Source organism: Agromyces sp. NPDC127015, from assembly GCF_042725165.1.
Lineage (GTDB): Bacteria > Actinomycetota > Actinomycetes > Actinomycetales > Microbacteriaceae > Agromyces > Agromyces chromiiresistens.
Window position 1 is genome coordinate 82,034 of sequence record NZ_JBHXDI010000005.1, and the last position, 17,016, is coordinate 99,049.

The 17,016-nt window shown below is 71.5% G+C and carries 13 protein-coding genes; 6 read left to right on the forward strand and 7 right to left on the reverse strand.

Annotated elements, in window-relative coordinates; all coding sequences use genetic code 11:
- Positions 1-286 precede the first annotated feature (286 nt).
- The 6 genes from nagA to ACFWGP_RS15180 are packed head-to-tail and all read right to left on the reverse strand — an operon-like array spanning position 287 to position 5,981.
- Positions 287-1,462 (reverse strand): N-acetylglucosamine-6-phosphate deacetylase, encoded by a 1,176-nt coding sequence (gene nagA / locus ACFWGP_RS15155; protein WP_376931286.1) that lies wholly within the window; start codon positions 1,460-1,462, stop codon positions 287-289.
- Complete coding sequence (locus ACFWGP_RS15160; RefSeq protein WP_231430194.1) at positions 1,463-2,248, reverse strand: DeoR/GlpR family DNA-binding transcription regulator; 786 nt, start codon at positions 2,246-2,248, stop codon at positions 1,463-1,465. It abuts the gene before it with no gap.
- Positions 2,245-3,105: a class II fructose-bisphosphate aldolase gene (locus tag ACFWGP_RS15165; protein WP_376931287.1), complete on the reverse strand. Its 861-nt coding sequence runs from the start codon at positions 3,103-3,105 to the stop codon at positions 2,245-2,247. Before ACFWGP_RS15165 ends, ACFWGP_RS15160 begins: the two co-directional genes overlap by 4 nt.
- Complete coding sequence (locus ACFWGP_RS15170; RefSeq protein ID WP_376931288.1) at positions 3,102-4,097, reverse strand: 1-phosphofructokinase family hexose kinase; 996 nt, start codon at positions 4,095-4,097, stop codon at positions 3,102-3,104. The genes ACFWGP_RS15165 and ACFWGP_RS15170 overlap by 4 nt, the downstream gene beginning before the upstream one ends.
- On the reverse strand, positions 4,094-5,107 hold the full coding sequence (locus ACFWGP_RS15175) for an ROK family protein (RefSeq protein WP_376931289.1): 1,014 nt from the start codon (positions 5,105-5,107) through the stop codon (positions 4,094-4,096). The genes ACFWGP_RS15170 and ACFWGP_RS15175 overlap by 4 nt, the downstream gene beginning before the upstream one ends.
- 4 nt (positions 5,108-5,111) lie before the next feature.
- Positions 5,112-5,981, reverse strand: coding sequence for an SIS domain-containing protein (locus ACFWGP_RS15180; protein WP_376931459.1), 870 nt, complete (start codon positions 5,979-5,981; stop codon positions 5,112-5,114).
- Between the two features lie 396 nt (positions 5,982-6,377).
- On the opposite strand from ACFWGP_RS15180, the gene ACFWGP_RS15185 reads away from it, so the two are divergent.
- From ACFWGP_RS15185 to ACFWGP_RS15200, 4 genes are all read left to right on the forward strand, one after another.
- Entirely contained in the window at positions 6,378-7,631 is a 1,254-nt protein-coding gene (locus tag ACFWGP_RS15185; RefSeq protein WP_231430198.1) for an extracellular solute-binding protein, read from the forward strand.
- 46 nt (positions 7,632-7,677) lie between these two features.
- Positions 7,678-8,673: a carbohydrate ABC transporter permease gene (locus ACFWGP_RS15190; RefSeq protein WP_231430199.1), complete on the forward strand. Its 996-nt coding sequence runs from the start codon at positions 7,678-7,680 to the stop codon at positions 8,671-8,673.
- 2 nt (positions 8,674-8,675) lie between these two features.
- Entirely contained in the window at positions 8,676-9,605 is a 930-nt protein-coding gene (locus ACFWGP_RS15195) for a carbohydrate ABC transporter permease (protein WP_231430200.1), read from the forward strand.
- Between the two features lie 190 nt (positions 9,606-9,795).
- The gene (locus ACFWGP_RS15200) at positions 9,796-12,672 is read left to right on the forward strand and encodes a discoidin domain-containing protein (RefSeq protein ID WP_376931290.1); all 2,877 of its coding nucleotides are present in this window, start codon (positions 9,796-9,798) and stop codon (positions 12,670-12,672) included.
- Between the two features lie 72 nt (positions 12,673-12,744).
- Here the strand turns inward: ACFWGP_RS15200 and ACFWGP_RS15205 are convergent, their stop codons facing one another.
- Positions 12,745-14,397 carry a beta-N-acetylhexosaminidase gene (locus ACFWGP_RS15205; RefSeq protein WP_376931291.1) on the reverse strand — a complete coding sequence of 551 codons (1,653 nt, stop codon included), beginning with the start codon at positions 14,395-14,397 and terminating at the stop codon, positions 12,745-12,747.
- Between the two features lie 312 nt (positions 14,398-14,709).
- Between ACFWGP_RS15205 and glyA the strand changes: the two genes are divergently transcribed.
- Both glyA and ACFWGP_RS15215 read left to right on the forward strand, forming a co-directional pair.
- A complete protein-coding gene (gene glyA, locus ACFWGP_RS15210) occupies positions 14,710-15,984 on the forward strand; it encodes a serine hydroxymethyltransferase (RefSeq protein ID WP_275505514.1) in 1,275 nt (424 codons plus the stop codon).
- A gap of 85 nt (positions 15,985-16,069) precedes the next feature.
- The gene (locus tag ACFWGP_RS15215; RefSeq protein WP_376931292.1) at positions 16,070-16,954 is read left to right on the forward strand and encodes a bifunctional methylenetetrahydrofolate dehydrogenase/methenyltetrahydrofolate cyclohydrolase; all 885 of its coding nucleotides are present in this window, start codon (positions 16,070-16,072) and stop codon (positions 16,952-16,954) included.
- Positions 16,955-17,016: the final 62 nt, after the last annotated feature.

The following is a 17,016-nucleotide window of genomic DNA, read 5'->3' on the forward strand; positions in this document are numbered from 1 at the left end:
GGGAATCGCGTCATAGATCCGCATCGACCCCGTCTCATGGGGTGAGGGCGTGAGAATCGCCCTCCGAGAACCGCCGTCTCGGGGACCCGAAGACCGAGACGGCCGCCGGGTACCCGCCGGCGGAGCAGCGGTCGCGCCGGGGGAGGCGCGTCGCTCGATCGGGCTGGGGTCCGGAGGCGATGGGGAACACGCCTCGGGGCCCCGCCCTCGCTCTCGACTGGCCCACCCTCTCTCGTCAGACGCGATCGGGAACAGGGCAGCGCTCAGGACTGCGCACCGCCGGAGATCAGACCAGCCGGACGCCGCCCGACCACACGGCCTGCACGTCGAGCTGCTCGCCGAGCAGCACCGCATCCGCCGCGTAGCCGCGATCGAGCCGGCCGAGGTCGTGCGCTCGGCCGATCGCCGCTGCGGGCACCATCGTGAGCGCCGCGATCGCCTGGTCGAACGGGATCCCGCACTCGACGACCGTGCGGCGGAGCGCCTCGTCGAGCGTGAGCGTCGAGCCGGCGATCGATCCGCCCTCGCGCAGGCGCGCGATGCCGTCGGCGACGACGACCTCGAGCGACCCCAGGACGTACTCGCCGTCGGCGGCGCCGGCCGCGGCCATCGCGTCCGTGATGAGGGCGACCCTGCCGGGGGCGCCCGAGAACGCGAGCCTCACGACGTCGGGGTGCACGTGCACGCCGTCGTTGATGATCTCGAGGGTCACGTGGTCGGCGTGCATCGCCGCCACGACCGGCCCGGGGGCACGGTGGTGGATGCCTCGCATGCCGTTGAACGCGTGCGTCAGGATCGACGCCCCCGCATCGAACGCCGCGAGCGCCGTCGCGAAGTCGGCGCCCGTGTGCCCGACGGCGACGACGACCCCCGCATCGACGAACCGCGCGATCGCCGCGGCGGCGCCGTCGTGCTCGGGGGCGATGGTGATCTGGCGCAGCGTTCCGCCCGCGGCGGCGAGCAGCAGGTCGACCGCCCCGGTGTCGGGCGTACGCAGGAGCGCCGGGTCGTGCGCACCGCGGTACCCGTCGTCGAGGAACGGCCCTTCGAGATGCGAACCGAGCACCCGCGGGTCGCGCGCCGCGAACCGCGCGATCGCGGCGACCTGCTCGGCGAGCCGATCGACGGAAGCGGTCACGAGCGAGAGCACCGAGCGCGTCGTGCCGTGCGCGTTGTGCACCGCGAGGATGGTCTCGATCGCCTCGTCGCCCTCGTCGACGGCGAAGCCGCCGGCGCCGTGGCAGTGCAGGTCGATGAACCCGGGTACGAGGAACCGCCCCGAGGCATCCGTCACGCTCGTCGCCGGGTCGAGTGCAGCGCGCCATCCGTCGCCGAGCCCGCGCTCGGCGACGCGGCCGCCCTCGAACCGCACCCACGCGTCGGGGACGCTGTCGAAGCCCGACACGAGGCGCGCCGAGTGGATGACGGTCGAAGCAGGCGAGGATTCGTCGGGGGTGCTCACCTAAGCAACGATAACGTCGTACCCGTGGTCGGCGAGACGGGCCAGCTGCTCCTCGGTGACCCCCGAATCGGTGATGATCGTCGAGAAGAGCCGCCGCGGTCCGATCGCCGCGAACGCGCGCTTGTCGAGCTTCGACGAGTCGGCGACGATCACGGGGTGCGTCGCGCGCGACGCCATCAGCGCGTTGACCGCCGCCTCCCGTTCGTCGTGCGAGGTCGGGCCGAGCGCCGGGTCGATGCCGTTGACCCCGATGAAGGCGTAGTCGAGCGTGACGCTGCCGAGCACCGCGTCGGTGTAGGCGCCGACGAGCTCGTACGAGCGCGCGTGCACGACACCGCCCGTGACGACCGTCTTGATCTGGGGCCGGATCGCGAGCTGCATGGCGATGTTGATCGCGTTCGTCACGACGGTGAGGCTCGGGTCGGTCGCCGGCTCCATGATGTCGGCACGCGACATGAGCGCCTCGACGATCGCGGTCGCCGTCGTGCCGCCGCACAGCCCGATCACGGCGCCGCGCGGCACCATCGCGCTCGCGGCCCGCGCGATCGCGGCCTTGGACTCGGGGTTCTGCTGGTTCTTGTACCGGATGGGAAGGTCGTACGCGACCGAATGCGCGACCGCGCCGCCACGGGTGCGGGTGAGCAGTTGCTGGCTCGCGAGCGCGTCGAGGTCGCGACGGGCGGTCGCGGGCGACACGTTCAGCCGTTCGACGATCTGCTCGACCTCGACCTGCCCGCCGTCGGCGAGAAGATCGAGGACGGCGCTCAGCCGTTCCGCGCGATTCATCCGATCCCGTCCTTCCCGGCCCCGGCCGAGGCGAAGAGCCGCAGCATCCGGCCCGCTTCGATGCGCACCGCGTCGCGGCCCGCCGCGACGTACTTGCGAGAGTCTACGGCGGCGGGGTGCTCCGCGAGGAACTCCCGGATCGCCCCCGTGAACGCCTTGTTCAGGTGCGTCGACACGTTGATCTTGGTGAGGCCGGCGGCGATGCCGGCGACGATCGTCTCGTCGGGCACGCCCGACGACCCGTGCAGCACGAGCGGCACCGGCACGGCGGCGCGCAGCCGGGCGATGAGCTCGAGGTCGAGCGCGGCGACGCGCTCGGTCATCGCGTGCGACGAGCCGACGGCCACTGCGAGCGCGTCGACGCCCGTCTCGGCGACGAAGCGGGCCGCCTCGTCGGGGTCGGTGCGGACGCCGGGGGCGTGCGCGCCGTCCTTTCCGCCGATCTCGCCGAGCTCGGCCTCGACGAGCACGGCGCGCGTCGCCGCTGCGGCGACGACCCGCTGCGTGGTCGCGACGTTGTCGGCGAAGTCGAGCTTCGCCCCGTCGTACATGACCGAGCCGAACCCGAGGTCGATCGCACGCAGCGCGAGCCCGGCGTCCTCCGCGTGGTCGAGGTGCACGGCGACCCGCGCCGTCGACGCCTCGGCGACCGCGAGCGTGGCCCGTGCGATCGGTTCGAACGCGCCGTGGTAGCGCACGCAGTTCTCCGAGAGCTGCAGGATCACGGGCAGCCCGGTCTCCTCGGCGGCGCCCGCGAGCGCCTCTGCCGTCTCGAGGTGGAGCACGTTGAACGCGCCGACGCCCGTGCCGGCGGCGGCCGCGGCCTCGAGGATGGTGCGGGTGGACGTGAGCGTCATGCGGTGGCCTTCGGTTCGGAGGTGGAGAGCGGGGTCTCCGGGCCGCCGTCGATCTCGACGACGACCCGGGACTCGAGGCTCGCGTGCTCGGGCGAGAGCGCGCCGGCGAGCGGCATGAGCACGGCCGACGCCGACCACGCCGTGGCCCGGCGTGCGAGCGCGACGCGCGCCCCGTGCTCGGCCGGGTCGGTCGCGAGTGTCGGTGCGGCGGCGAGGGCCGCGGCGATCGCGGCGACGGCGGCGTCGCCGGCGCCGGTCGCGTTGCCGCGCAACGGCTCGGCGAGGCGGGCGCGGATGCCTCCGACCGCCGCCGCGGCGACGACCATGAGCCCGTCGGAACCGAGCGAGACGACGACGAGGCGGGCACCGGCCTCGATGAGGACGCGGGCGCCCGCCATCGGGTCGGTGAGGCCGGTGACCTCGGCGAGTTCGTCGCGGTTGGGCTTCAGCACGGTCGCACCGGCACGGGCGGCCGCGACGAGCGCCGGGCCGCTCGTGTCGACGATGACGGCGGTGCCGGCCGCGACGAGCTCCGCCACGAGGGCCGCGAGATCGGCGGGGTCGAGCCCCGGCGGCAGGCTGCCCGAGACGGCGACGACCGAGGCCGTACGACCGAGCCGGGTGGCCTCGGCGAGGAACTGCGCGGACTCCGCGGCCTCGAGCGGGGCGCCGAGCTCGTTGAAGATCGTGGTCTCGCCGCTCGCCTCGTCGACGAACGCGAGGCTGCGCCGGGTCTCTCCCGCGACCGTCACGGTGCGGTGGGCGATGCCGCTGCGTTCGAGATCGGCGACGAGCCGGTCGCCGGCTGCGCCCCCGGCGGTCGTGAGCGCGAGCACGTCGTGGCCCTCGGCGGCGAGCACGCGCGCGACGTTGAGGCCCTTGCCGCCCGCGCGCGAGACTCCCGCCGGCACACGGTGGGTCTCCCCGGGGCGCAGCGCGTCGACGTGCCAGGTGAGGTCTTCGGCGGGGTTCGCCGTCACGGTGAGGATCACGATGCCGTCTCCTCGCCGGGGTTTCGAGGCACCCGCGCGTCGTTCTCCGAACCATGGGATGCCGCGAGGTCGCGCGCGGCGAGCGCCGTGCCGAGCAGGCCCGCATCGTCGCCGAGCGACGCGCGCACGAGCACGGGCCGCCGGTGGAAGCTCAGCAGCGCGTCGAGGCGGTCGCCCAGGGGGTCGAACAGCGCCGGGCCGGCCTGCGACAGGCCGCCGCCGATGACCACGGCCTCGGGAGCGAGGTTCGCGACGAGTCGTGCGAGGGCCTGGGCCAGAGCCTCGATCGCGTCGTCCCAGATGCCGCGCGCGGTGGCGTCGCCGGCGCTCGCGGCAGCGAGCACCGCCCGTGCGCCCGCGACCGGCCGACCGGTCGCGGTGGCGTACCGGCGCGCGATCGCGCCGGCTGAGGCGATCGTCTCGAGGCATCCGATCGCCCCGCACGCGCAGCGTTCACCCGCCGGGTCGGCGAGCGAGTGCCCGAACTCCCCGGCGTAGCCGCCGCCGGCGTACGGGCGTCCTCCGATCAGGATCGAACTCGCGATGCCCGTGCCGATCGCGAGCACGACGGCGTCGTCGTAGCCGCGCGCCGCGCCGAGCCGGTGCTCGGCGTCGCCCGCGGCACGGACGTCGTGCCCGAAGGCGACCGGGAGGCCGAGCGCGCCCTCGGCGAGGTCGCGGATGGGCGCATCGCGCCAGCCGAGGTTCGACGAGAAGATGCCGATGCCGGCCACTTCGTCGACGAGCCCCGGAACACTGACGCCGACGGCGACCGGGACGACGCCGGGCGCGTCGGCGCGGAGCGCGTCGGCGAGCTCGGCGAACGATCGCGCGATCGCGCCGGCCGGGTCGCCCGCGTCGAGCGGGGTCGGCGTGCGGCGGAGCCCGAGCACCCGGCCCGAGGCATCCACGAGACCCGACTTGGTGTCGGTGCCGCCGACGTCGAATGCGAGCACGGCGGCGCCGGGACCCAGCGGAGCCGGGTCCTCCCTCATCGGCTCGGCGGTCATCGGGTCAGCCCTCGAGGATGACGGACCGCGTGAGGTTGCGGGGCTGGTCGGGGTCGAGCCCGCGGGCGAGCGCACGGGCGAGCGAGACGCGCTGCGCGCGCACGAGGTCGGCCATGGGGTCGAGCGTGCTCGTCTCGAACCGGGCGCCGGTCGCGGCCACATCGGCGGCGAGGCCCTCGGGCGCCTCGCCGAACTGCCAGGTCACCCGGCCGGGCGCGGCGATCGCGATCGGCCCGTGGCGGTATTCCATCGACGGGTACGACTCGGTCCACGACTGCGACGCCTCGCGCATCTTGAGCGCCGCCTCGTGGGCGAGGCCGACGCCCCAGCCGCGGCCCAGGAACGTGTACTGGTCCGCCTCGACGAGCGCGGGGTCGAGGTCGCTCGCGAGCGCACGCTCGGCATCGGCGATCGCGGGGGCGAGGTCCTCGCCGAGCGAGGCGCGGAACAGGGCGAGCGCCGTCGTCGCGAACCGGGTCTGCACGACCGACTGCTCGTCGGCGAACGGCAGGGTGATCGCGTCGTCGACGAGGCCGACGAGCGGCGACGAGGCGTCGCCGATGACCCCCACCGTGGGGACCTCGCCGCGCAGCTCCTCGACGAGTTGCAGCACCTCGGTCGTGGTGCCGGAGCGCGTGAGGGCGACGACCGCGTCGTAGCCGCGGAGCGCGAACGCCTCGGAGGCGGCGAACGCGTCGGTCTCGCCGTGGCCGCCCGACTCGCGCAGCCACGCGTACGACTGCGCCATGAACCAGCTGGTTCCGCAGCCGACGACCGCGATGCGCTCGCCGCGCCGGGGGAGGCGCGACTGCTCGTCGCGCAGCTCGGCCGCGCGCGCCCACGTCTCGGGCTGCGAGGCGAGCTCGGCGGCCATGTGGGCGGCGGGGGCGGATGCGCTGGGCACGGTCACGGGATCTCCAGTCGGTGGGGCGGGCCCGGCGACGCAGGGCACTGACGCAGCAATGATTGCAGATGACTGCAATCCGTGTCCAGCGATCATTGAAAAGATCGTTTCCCATCACTACCCCGCAAACACGGGGTTTGTGAGGGATCTGAACAAAATCTGATAACAAATGGCTTCCGCGGCTTGACGGCCGTGAGGCATCCGGAATAGATTGCCCAGCGTCGAATGAACGCACCTGATCATTTGTTCGACGAAACGTTCATGAAACTGCAATTGATTTCACGATCACTGCAGCTTTCGAGCGAACGCACTGGCGCGTGACCCTTCGCCGCCGGTGCGCCGACCACCAGAGTGAGGAAGCATTCAATGAAGAAGTCACTGCGCCTGGGCGCCGCGATCGCGCTCGCGGCCACCGCGTCGCTGACGCTCGCGTCGTGCGGTTTCGGCGGCGGCAACGGCAGCGACGGCGGCGACGCCTCCGGCAAGACCACGCTCAACATGCTCGTTCCGAGCTACTCCGACGCCACCCAGGACAACTGGGACACCGTCATCGAGGGCTTCGAGAAGGAGAACCCCGACATCGACGTCAAGCTCGAGGTCCAGTCGTGGGACAACCTCGAGTCGGTCATCACGACGAAGATCCAGGGCGGCGAGGCCCCCGACATCTACAACGGCGGCCCCTTCGCCGGCTTCGCGGCCGACGGCCTGCTCTACGAGACGAAGGACGTCGTCTCGGACGACACCTACAGCGACTTCCAGGACTCGTTCCTCGCGAACGCCGAGGTCGACGGCACCGCGTACGCGCTGCCCCTCATCGCCTCGGCCCGCGCGCTGTTCGTCAACAACGACCTCCTCGAGCAGGCCGGCGTGAGCGCTGCGCCGACCAACTGGGACGAGCTGCTCGACGCGGCCACCAAGATCTCGAAGCTCGGCGGCGGCGTGGCCGGCTACGGCATGCCGCTCGGCTCGGAAGAGGCGCAGGCCGAGGCGGCCGTGTGGCTCTGGGGCGGCGGCGGCACCTTCGGCGACGCCGAGGAGATCACGGTCGACATCCCCGAGAACCTGCCGGGCGCCGACCAGATCAAGAAGATGATCGACGCGGGCGCCACGCAGGCCGACCCGGGCTCGACCGACCGCACCCCGCTCATGGAGATCTTCGTCCAGGGCAAGATCGGCATGCAGGTCGGCCTCCCGCCGACCGTCGGCCAGATCGAGGACGGCAACCCCGACCTGAACTACTCGATCGTCCCGATCCCGACGAAGGACGGCTCGCCCTTCACGCTCGGCGTCATGGACCAGCTCATGGCCTTCCAGAACGACGGCGACAAGCAGGACGCGATCAAGAAGTTCTTCGACTACTACTACTCGGCCGACGTGTACGTGCCGTGGGTGCAGGCCGAGGGCTTCCTCCCCGTCACCAAGTCGGGTGCCGAGCAGCTGAAGGACGACGAGGCGCTCGCGCCGTTCCTCGAGGTGCTGCCCGACGCGCAGTTCTACCCGAGCTCGAACCCCAAGTGGCAGGCCACCGACGGCGCGTTCAAGTCGCTGTTCGGCCAGATCCAGTCGAAGCCCGCGCAGGACGTGCTGACCGAGATCCAGGCGCAGGTCGACGCGAGCTGACGCTCGCCTCGATCCCACACGGAAAGGGTTCGGTGATCCTCGCACCATGAGCTCCACGACCGACGCATCACCGAACCCGACGGGGGCGGCCGCAGGCCGCCCCCGTTCCGGGGGATCGCCGGCAGGCGGGAAGGGCGCGAAGCCCGCCCGCCGAGGCAAGCCCGGCGGCCGCGACCTCGCCGCCGCCCTTCCCTGGATCACCCCCGCGCTGATCCTCATCTTCGGCGTCGTGCTGTTCCCGGCCGTCGTCATGTTCTACAACTCGACCCGCGACATCTCGCTCTCGGGGCTCGACAAGGGCTCGGTCGGCTTCGACAACTACGTCGAGGTCTTCCAGTTCCCGTACTTCTGGCCGATCTTCTTCCGCACGATCGTCTGGGTCGTCGTGGTCGTGGCGTTCACCGTCGTGATCTCGCTCGGCCTCGCCCAGATCCTCAACAAGGCCTTCCCTGGCCGACAGCTCGTGCGGCTCGTCGTGATCATCCCGTGGGCGGCCTCGGTCGTGATGACGACGATGGTCGTCTACTACGGCCTCGAACCGTACTTCGGCATCATCAACAAGTTCCTCGTCGACATCGGACTCGTCGACACCCCCGAGGGCTACGGCTGGACGAAGAACCCGACCACCGCGTTCATGTGGTCGATCATCGTCGCGATCTTCGTGTCGCTGCCGTTCACGACCTACACGATCCTCGCGGGACTCGCGACCGTGCCCGGCGACACGCTCGAGGCCGCGAAGATGGACGGCGCTGGCTCCGTGCGCACCTACTTCACGATCGTGCTGCCGCAGCTGCGCGGGGCGCTCAGCGTCGCGGTGCTCATCAACATCATCAACGTCTTCAACTCGCTGCCGATCCTGCGGGTGATGACCGGGTCGATCCCGGGCTACGACGCCGACACGATCATGACGATGATCTTCAAGTACATCCAGAACCAGCACAAGGTCGACGTCGCGTCCGCGCTCTCGGTCGTCGCGTTCGTCATCGTCATCGTGATCGTCGCGGTGTACGTGAAGGTCGTCAAGCCCATGAAGGAGGTCTGACCGTGACCGTCACCGAAACCCGCGCGATGCTCGCGAGCGACGCCGGCCACGGGGCATCCGGCCGCCAGACCCCGCCCCGCAAGCGTCGCTACACCGAAGACCAGGTGCCCCTCGGCCGTGTGCTGCTGCGCATGTTCGCCGGGCTCATCGTGCTCGCGGTCTTCATCGTGCCGTACCTCATCATGTTCTTCGGCTCGGTGAAGACGAAGTCGCAGATCCTGTCGGTCGACCCCACCTACTTCCCCACGGAGTGGCACTGGGAGAACTACCTCGACATGTGGTCGACGCCCGAGACGCCGCTGCCGCAGAACATGGTCTCGACGATCGTGATCTCGGTCTTCGCGACGCTGCTCGTGCTCGCGGTCGCGCTGCCCGCGGCGTACTACACGGCGCGGTTCAAGTTCCCGTTCCGCTTCGTGTTCCTCTTCCTCGTGATCGTCACGCAGATGCTGCAGCCGGCGGTGCTCACATCGGGCCTGTTCCGGCAGTTCACCGCGCTCGGCATGATCGACACCTGGGCGGCGATGATCTTCATCAACGCGGCGTTCAACCTGTCGTTCGCCGTGTGGATCATGCACTCCTTCTTCGCGGGCATCCCGAAGGAGGTCGACGAGGCCGCCCAGATCGACGGCGCCGGCCGGCTCACGGTGCTCTTCAAGATCAACCTGCCGCTCGTCTGGCCGGGCATCGTGACCGCGATCGTGTTCACCTTCGTCGCCTGCTGGAACGAGTTCGCGGCCTCGCTCGTCATCCTCTCGACGGCGGGCAACCAGCCGATGTCGGTCGCGCTCACCAAGTTCGTCGGCCAGTACTCGACGAGCTGGCAGTACGTGTTCGGCGTGTCGATCGTGGCGATCATCCCCGTCGTCGTGCTGTTCATGCTCATCGAGAAGCGCCTCGTCGGCGGCCTCACGGCGGGCAGCGTCAAGTAGGCGCTCGTCGTAGTGCAGAGGGCGGATGCCTCGGGGCCGACCCGAGTCGTCCGCCCTCGTCGTTCGCGGCGATCGTCCGGGCACGGCCCCGGGGAATCCCGGCCTTGACGGGGACCGCCGGCATCTCCTAGGTTCGAGCCAACTTAGTTTGTTTACTCAATGAAGTTGACGAGGACGAGGAGGTCCAGGGGTGAGCGGCACACGAACTCCCAGTACGCATCGAGCGGTTCGGCGAAGGGGCGCGGCGGCGATCGCGGCGCTCGGGCTGATGGCGGGACTGCTCGCGACGACCCCCGCGCCGGCGCAGGCGGCGACCAACGACGCCCCCGAGGTCATTCCCGCGCTGCAGACGTGGACCGGGGGCGAGGGCGCCTTCGTCCTCGGCGCCGAGAGCCGGATCGTCGCCGACGCCGACCTCGAGTCGGTCGCGCGCCAGTTCGCCGACGATCTCGAGGCCACGACCGGCTTCGCGGCCGAGGTCGCGGTCGGCGCCGATGCGCGCCCCGGTGACCTCACGCTGGATCTCGACCCGGGCCTCGAGCACGCCGACGGCGGTGAGCTGTTCCGCGCCGAGGGTTACCGGCTGACGATCGACGGCGACGGGGTGGAGATCGTCGCCCCGGCCTCGCAGGGCGCCTTCTACGGCACGCGGACGGTGCTGCAGGGGCTCGTGCAGTCGCCCCAGCGCAACTCGCTGCCCGCGGGCGAGACCGTCGACTGGCCGAACCACGGCGTGCGCGGATTCTCGCTCGACGTCGGGCGCCGCTTCTTCACGCCCGAGTTCGTGCGCGACTACATCACCATGATGAGCTGGTACAAGCTCAACGAGTTCCAGATCCACCTCAACGACAACGAGATCGCCCGCCCGGCGGGCGGCTGGAAGGACGCGTACGACGGCTTCCGGCTGAAGAGCGACGACCCCGCGTTCGCCGGGCTCGCGTCGGAGGACGGCGCCTACGACCGCGCCGACTGGCAGAGCTTCGAAGACACCGCGGCCGCGCACGCGGTCGTGATCATCCCTGAGATCGACGCACCGGCGCACTCGCGCTCGTTCATCCGATGGAAGCCCGAACTCGGCTTCAACGGCGGCGACTCCGACCACCTCGACCTCTCCAAGCCCGAGTCGACCGAGACGATCAAGGCCGTCTTCGACGAGTTCGTGCCCTGGTTCGAGGGCCCCGACGTGCACTTCGGCGCCGACGAGTACCCGCGCTCGGGCGCCGACCAGTACCGCGAGTTCTTCAACACCATGGCCGAGCACATCCGCTCGCTCGGCAAGCAGCCGCGGGCCTGGGGCAGCATGAGCGTCATGCACGGCTCGGCCGACGGATACGACCGCGACGTGATCATCAACGCCTGGAACAACGGCTGGTACGGCATGGCCAAGGCCGAGGCCGACGGGTACCGCTACATCAACACGAACGACGGCGACCTCTACGTCGTGCCGTTCGCGAACTACTACCACGGCAACGGTCTGAACAACGCGGGCCTCTACGCCACGTGGCTTCCCAACCGGCTCGGCTCGACGGCCGTCGTGCCCGAAGGGGCGCCCGAGGGTGCGATGTTCGCGGTCTGGAACGACCTCGTGCACGAGGAGTACACCGAACTCGACGTGCACGGCCTCGTGCGCGACTCCTTCCCCGTGATCGCGCAGAAGACCTGGGACTCGCAGACCCCGACACGGTCGTACGGCGAGTTCGTCGCCGTGCAGCGGCGGATCGGCTCGGGTCCGGGGCTCACGACGATCGACCAGACGGGAGTCGCGCGGTCCGGCGAGCTGAGTCTCGGGGCGGCCGTCACCGCGTCGTCGAGCGGCGAGGGCACGCCGGCCGAGTCGTTGACCGACGGTCTCGCCCTCACTCGGTGGGCGACGACCGAGGACACGGCGGACGTCCGGATCGAACTCGCCGAGGCGGCGCCGGTCGGCCGGTTCGAGGTCGACTGGGCCGGGATCGCGCCGGCGAGCTACGACGTCGCGGTCTCCGACGACGGCGTGTTCTGGCAGCAGGTCGCCGACGACGTGGACGGCACCGCCGCATCGGTCGAGCTGGGCTCGCTGTCGGCGCGGTACGTCGCCGTGCGGGACATCCGCGCCGACGGCGGCGACCTCGGCGCCTGGCGGATGTCGGTCTTCGCACCCGAGCCGCTCACGAGCGGCGCCACGGCGACCGCCTCAGGCGTCGAGGCCGCAGCATTCCCGCCGAGCCTCGCGATCGACGGGGACGACAAGACGCGCTGGTCGGCGAACTACGTCGCACAGCCGTGGATCGCCGTGGACCTCGGGTCGGAGCAGCAGTTCGGCGAGGTCGTGCTCGCCTGGGAGGGAGCCTCGGCGAAGGACTACGTCGTCGAGGTCTCCGACGACGGGGCGACCTGGACCACCGTCGCGACGATGACCGGGCAGGCCGCGGGGGCGCGCGTCGACACCGTGGCGTTCGAGCCGGTCGACGCACGCCATGTCCGCGTGACGGTCACGGCGAAGAACCTGAGCCCGTACCTCAGCCTCTTCGAGCTCACGGTGCCGTCGATCGCGGAGGCCGGGGCATGGATCTCGGCCGAACTCTCGCCGGAGGCCCCGGACGGCCCCGACGGCTGGTACACCTCCGCCCCGAGCGCGAGCTTCGCCGCCGGCGGCACCGAGGGCGCGCCCTCGGGCGTCGAGGTGCGGATCGGCGACGGCGAGTGGTCGGCCGCCGACGGCCCCGTCGAGATCGGCGCACAGGGGGAGCAGCGGGTCGAGTACCGGGCGACCGTCGGTGATCGGCGGGTCGCGGGATACGGCATCGTCAAGGTCGACACGGTCGCACCGTCGGTGGAGGTCGGTGCAGACCGCCGGCCCGCGGTGAGCAGCCCGAGGAGTCCGGTGCGGTTCACGATCGAGGCGCACGACGACGGCGCCGGCATCGCGAGCGTCGAGTTCCGCCTCGACGGCGGCTCCTGGACGGCGTGGGACGGTGAGGATGTGGTCGTCGATGCCCCGGGACGCCACACGCTCGAGGCGCGTGCCACCGACCTGGTCGGGCACGTCTCCCCGGTCGCGAGCTCGCCTGCGCCAGGTCGCGGCTGAGATCGCGTGCGGGCCGCCTCGGCCCGCACGCGCACGGCGGATGCCTCGGGGTCGGCCCCGAGGCATCCGCCGCTAGCCGGGCCAGTCGACCCCGCCGACCTCCCGGTAGGCGACGCCCAGCCCGTCGAGGTGGGCGCCGAGCGTCGTCAACCGTGAACGGAAGCCCTCCTCGTCGCGCGCGTCGGCGGGCGACCAGCCGACCTCGGCGATCGCGGCGATGCGTGGGAACACCATGAACTCGAAGTCGGCCGCGTTCGAGAGCGTCTCCGTCCAGACCGAGGCGGCGACGCCGAGGATGTCGGACTCGTCGAGCCCGTCGATCGTCGCCTCGGGCTGCCAGCCGTAGGCCTCCTCGAGCGTGATGGTGGCGGCCCAACGCGTGCCGAGCTCGGTGCCGAGCGGGCCCGCCGGACGGTCGGGGTACATCATGTCGAGGTAGGTCTTGTCGGCCGGCGCGAGCACGAGCCTGCCGCCCTGCTCGAGGAACGCATGCGCCTGGCCGGCCGACTCCGGATACGGGCGCGCGGGTTCGCCGCGCCGGTTCGCCGGCATCTCGTGGCCGGCGGACAGGTCCCAGTAGTGCCCGATCGTGCCGGGCGGCAGTTCGGTCGAGGCCCCCATCTCGTGGTAGGCGATCACGGTCTTGCCCGTCGCCGCGGCGGCCGCCGTGATGCGACGCACGAGGTCGAGGTAGTCGTCGGGCTCGGTCGCGAGCGGCTCGTCGCCCCCGACATGGATCCACGGGCCGGGCGTCATCTCCGCCACCTCCGCGAGCACCTCGGTGAGGAAGCGATCGGTCGCCTCCGCGCGCGCCGGGGAGGCGCACAGCGACGAGAAGCCGACCTCGACGCCCTCGTACGGCTTCGGCGCGACACCGTCGCAGTTGAGCTCGGGGTACGCGCTGAGCGCCGCGTTCGTGTGCCCGGGCAGGTCGATCTCGGGCACCACGGTGATGAACCGGTCGGCGGCGTAGTCGACGATTCGGCGGTAGTCGTCCTTCGTGTAGAAGCCGCCGCCGTCGCCGCCGACCGAGGTCGACGCGCCGATGCCGGTGAGCTCCGGCCACGCGTCGATCTGGATGCGCCAGCCCTGGTCGTCGGTCAGGTGCAGGTGCAGCACGTTCATCTTCATGAGCGCCATGCGGTCGAGGTGCTGCTCGACGTAGTCGACGGGGAAGAAGTGGCGCGCGACGTCGACGAGCGAGGCCCGGTACGCGAACCGCGGCCGATCGACGATGGAGGCCGCGGGCACCTCCCAGCCGCCCTCGGGCTCGATCGGGTCGGCCTCCTCGATCTCGCCCGGCAGCATCTGCCGCAGCGACTGGGTGCCCCAGAACAGTCCGGCGGGCGCCGACGCGGCGATCCGCACGCCGTCGGCGCCGCTGTCGAGCGTGTAGCCCTCGTCGCCTTCGACCTCGGGGTCGATGACGAGCTCGATGTCGGATGCCTCGGCCGCGCCCTCTTCGACCGGCAGCTCGAACCCGGTCGCGGTGCGGAGCGGTGCGGCGAACGTCTCGGCGACGGCGGCGGCGCCGTCGCCGGAGACGACGAGCCGGGTGCGCTCGCCGAGGGTGAATGCGCCCCGGTCGGTGAGCTCGAACCGCGCGGGCGCCGGCACGATGCCGGAGAACTCGGCCTTCGCGTCCGAGTCCGCCGAGCAGCCCGACAGCACGAGGAGCGATGCCGTCGCGACGGCCACGGCGGTGCGGACGGCGGCGTTCGGCATCTTTGCCCCTCCCAATCGAAAGACAGGAATCTTGACGAAATCGTCTCGTCGGACATCCTGCCACGGGACGACGGGCGTGCGGAAGAGCCGCCGGCTCCCGGTGCCGCATCCCGACGGCCTCGTCACGTCGCGAGCGGCGGCGGCAGGAGGCATCCATTGCTATGCTTGCGTCGTCGCGACTGGCGTTGAGATGGATTCCCATCGGGGAGCGACTGGCACGGACCGACCGCACGCCTGGGCCGGTACGCCTGCTTGCTGCGCGAGTCGCAGCGGCAGCACCCCCTAGGTCCGTATGTCATGAAGGAGCCAGTCTTGGCCGAATCCGTCTTCAACGCGCCCCTCTCCGAGGTCGACCCCGAGATCGCCGAAGTTCTCGAACTCGAACTCGGTCGCCAGCGCGACTACCTCGAGATGATCGCGAGCGAGAACTTCGTTCCCGTCTCGGTGCTGCAGTCGCAGGGCTCCGTGCTCACCAACAAGTACGCCGAGGGCTACCCCGGTCGTCGCTACTACGGCGGCTGCGAGTACGTCGACGTCGCCGAGTCGCTCGCCATCGAGCGCGCGAAGTCGCTCTTCGGCGCCGAGTACGCCAACGTGCAGCCGCACTCGGGCGCGACCGCGAACGCGGCCGTGCTGAGCGCGATCGCGACGCCGGGCGACACCATCCTCGGCCTCGAGCTCGCCCACGGCGGCCACCTCACCCACGGCATGAAGCTCAACTTCTCGGGCAAGCTCTACAACGCCGTCGCCTACGGCGTCGACCCCGAGACCTTCCTCGTCGACATGAACGTCGTCCGCGAGAAGGCCCTCGAGCACCGCCCGCAGGTCATCATCGCCGGCTGGTCGGCGTACCCCCGCCAGCTCGACTTCGCCGCGTTCCGCGAGATCGCCGACGAGGTCGGCGCGAAGCTCTGGGTCGACATGGCGCACTTCGCGGGCCTCGTGGCCGCGGGCCTGCACCCGAACCCGGTGCCCTTCGCCGACGTCGTGTCGTCGACCGTGCACAAGACGATCGGCGGCCCCCGCTCGGGCTTCATCCTCTCGCGCGACATGGAGCTCGCGAAGAAGCTCAACTCGAACGTGTTCCCCGGCCAGCAGGGCGGCCCGCTCATGCACGTCATCGCCGCAAAGGCCACCGCGTTCAAGATCGCCGCCTCGGCCGAGTTCAAGGACCGCCAGGAGCGCACGCTGCGCGGCGCCGCGATCCTCGCCGACCGCCTGACCGCCGACGACTCGCGCGCGGCCGGCGTCGACGTGCTCACGGGCGGCACCGACGTGCACCTCGTGCTCGCCGACCTCCGCAACTCGAAGATCGACGGCCAGCAGGCCGAAGACCTGCTGCACGAGGCGCTCATCACCGTCAACCGCAACGCGGTGCCGTTCGACCCGCGCCCGCCGATGGTCACGTCGGGCCTGCGCATCGGCACCCCGGCGCTCGCGACTCGGGGCTTCGGCGACGCCGAGTTCACCGAGGTCGCCGACATCATCGCGCTGACGCTGCAGGGCGAGGCGGATGTCGCGGCGCTCCGCGCCCGGGTCGAGGCGCTCACCGCCGCCTTCCCGCTCTACCCCGGCCTGCAGCAGTAGGCCGCGCCGGTCGGGGCGGCGGACGTCGCCCCGGCCGGACCGACCCCGTCGCATCCGTTCACCCGCTCGCCCACCGAGGAGCACCATGACCGCCATCACGCTCGACGGGGTCGCCACGGCGTCCGCCGTGAAGCACGAGCTCGCCGCACGCATCGCCGAACTGAAGGCCCGCGGCGTCACGCCCGGCCTCGGCACGCTGCTCGTCGGCGACGACCCGGCGTCGCGCTCGTACGTCGCGGGCAAGCACCGCGACTGCGCCGAGGTGGGCATCGAGTCGATCCGCGTCGACCTGCCGGTCACGGCGACCGCCGCCGACGTGCGCGCGGCGATCAGCGACCTCAACGCCGCAGCCGAGGTGACCGGGTACATCGTGCAGCTGCCGCTGCCCGCCGGGCACGACGAGAACGCGATGCTCGAGCTCATCGATCCCGACAAGGACGCCGACGGGCTGCACCCCACGAACCTCGGCCGCCTCGTGCTCGGCATCGAGGGCGAGCTGCACTCGCCGTTGCCGTGCACGCCCGCGGGCATCGTGGAGATGCTGCAGCGCTACGACGTGCCGATCAGAGGACGCCACGTCACGGTCATCGGGCGCGGCCTCACCGTCGGCCGGCCCCTGGGCCTGCTGTTCACGCGCAAGGGCCTCGACGCCACCGTCACCCTCACGCACTCGCGCACGCAGGACCTCGCGGCCGAGGTGCGCCGCGCCGACATCGTCGTGGCCGCCGTCGGCGTGCCCCACCTCGTGAAGCCCGACTGGATCAAGCCCGGCGCTGCGGTGCTCGACGTCGGCATCACCCGCGTGCAGGACGAGGAGACCGGCAAGGGCCGGCTCACGGGCGACGTCGACCCCGCCGTCGCAGCGGTCGCGGGACACCTCTCGCCCAACCCGGGCGGCGTGGGCCCCATGACCCGCGCGATGCTGCTCGCGAACGTCGTGAAGGCGGCGGAGCAGGGCCTGCAGCGCTAGGCGCATGTGCGGCCGAGTCGCCTCACGACTGGATGCCTCGGCACGCGCCGCGCCCGCCACGA